Annotated in this window: 1 protein-coding gene; it reads left to right on the top strand. The window is 68.5% G+C overall.

Annotated features, from left to right (window positions below):
- The first annotated feature begins 135 nt into the window (after positions 1–135).
- Complete coding sequence (locus GGG17_RS02740; protein WP_154592268.1) at positions 136–1,425, top strand: IS256 family transposase; 1,290 nt, start codon at positions 136–138, stop codon at positions 1,423–1,425.
- The last annotated feature ends 31 nt before the right edge of the window (positions 1,426–1,456 follow it).

The raw sequence follows: 1,456 nt of genomic DNA, 5'->3' as shown, positions 1-1,456 counted from the left end.
GAGCAATGATCAGAACCTGTGGATGGCTCTCGGCGAGGTGACGTAGAGGAGACGTACCTCCCGAGCAAGATCGAAGCCCATGCTCAAGTTCGGATCGTGGTCGGCGTTGACGCGCCGGCTCGGGAAGGTACGTCCATGTTCAAGATAGTCCACGAGGAGAACGGGTCCCAGGAGCACGTCCCGGCGGCCGTCGGTGGGTCGTTGCTCGACGAGCTCGCCCGCGACGGTGCGCGGCAGATGCTCGCGGCGGCGCTTCTGGCCGAGGTTGCCGCCTACGTCGAGGCACACCAGCACGAGGTCGATGAGGACGGGCACCGGCTGGTGGTCCGCAACGGCTTCCACGACCCGCGGGAGGTCGCGACCGCGGCTGGGGCGGTGCCGGTGCGTGCGCCGCGGGTCAACGACAAGCGCATCGACGAGGCCACCGGGGAGCGGAAGCGGTTCTCCTCGGCGATCCTGCCCGCATGGGCGAGGAAGTCCCCAGGCGTGGCCGAGGTGCTCCCGCTGCTCTACTTGCACGGCCTGTCCTCCGGCGACTTCGTGCCCGCGCTGGAGCAGTTCCTCGGCTCCGCCGCAGGCCTGTCTGCGGCCACCATCACCCGCCTCACCGTCCAGTGGCAAGACGACGCCAAGGCGTTCGGCAACCGGTCGCTCGCCGAGAGCGACTACGTCTACCTGTGGGTCGACGGCATCCACCTCAAGGTCCGCCTCGAGCAGGACAAGGTGTGTCTGCTGGTGATGATCGGCGTCCGCCTCGACGGCGCCAAGGAGCTCGTCGCCCTGTCCGATGGATTCCGCGAGTCCTCGGAGTCGTGGGCCGACCTACTCCGCGACTGCAAGCGCCGCGGGATGCGCGCACCGGTGCTGGCCGTCGGGGACGGTGCATTGGGGTTCTGGAAGGCGCTGCGCGAGGTGTTCCCCGACACCAAGGAGCAGCGCTGCTGGTGGCACAAGCTCGGCAACGTTCTCGCCGCCCTGCCGAAGTCGGCGCACCCCGGGGCGAAGGCCGCCCTGGCGGAGATCTACAACGCCGAGGACAAGGACCACGCGCGGGCCGCAGCCAAGGCGTTCGCGGCCAACTACGGCGCGAAGTGGCCCAAGGCCGTCGCGAAGGTCGTCGACGACCTCGACGTCCTACTCGCCTTCTTCGACTTCCCCGCCGAGCACTGGATCCACCTACGAACGACGAACCCGATCGAGTCGACCTTCGCCACCGTCCGGCTCCGGCAGCGGGTCACCAAAGGCCCCGGCTCCCGCGCCGCCGGCATCGCCATGGCGTTCAAGCTCATCGAGTCCGCCCAGGCCCGCTGGCGCGCCGTCAACGCACCCCACCTCGTTGCGCTCGTCCGTGCCGGCGCGGAGTTCAGCAACGGCAAGCTCGTCGAACGACCCGACGAATCAGGAGGTCACGCTCACGCCGCCTGACACATCAATCCACAGGTCTTGACTATTCCTC

The organism is Arsenicicoccus cauae, from assembly GCF_009707125.1.
GTDB lineage: Bacteria > Actinomycetota > Actinomycetes > Actinomycetales > Dermatophilaceae > Arsenicicoccus > Arsenicicoccus cauae.
Note: the sequence above shows the minus strand (reverse complement) of the source record. Positions and strands in the feature narration are given on the sequence as shown.

Excerpts from the sequence above, each read along its gene's own strand:
- GGG17_RS02740 (WP_154592268.1), top strand. The coding sequence starts at position 136 with ATGTTCAAGATAGTCCACGAGGAGAACGGGTCCCAGGAGCACGTCCCG.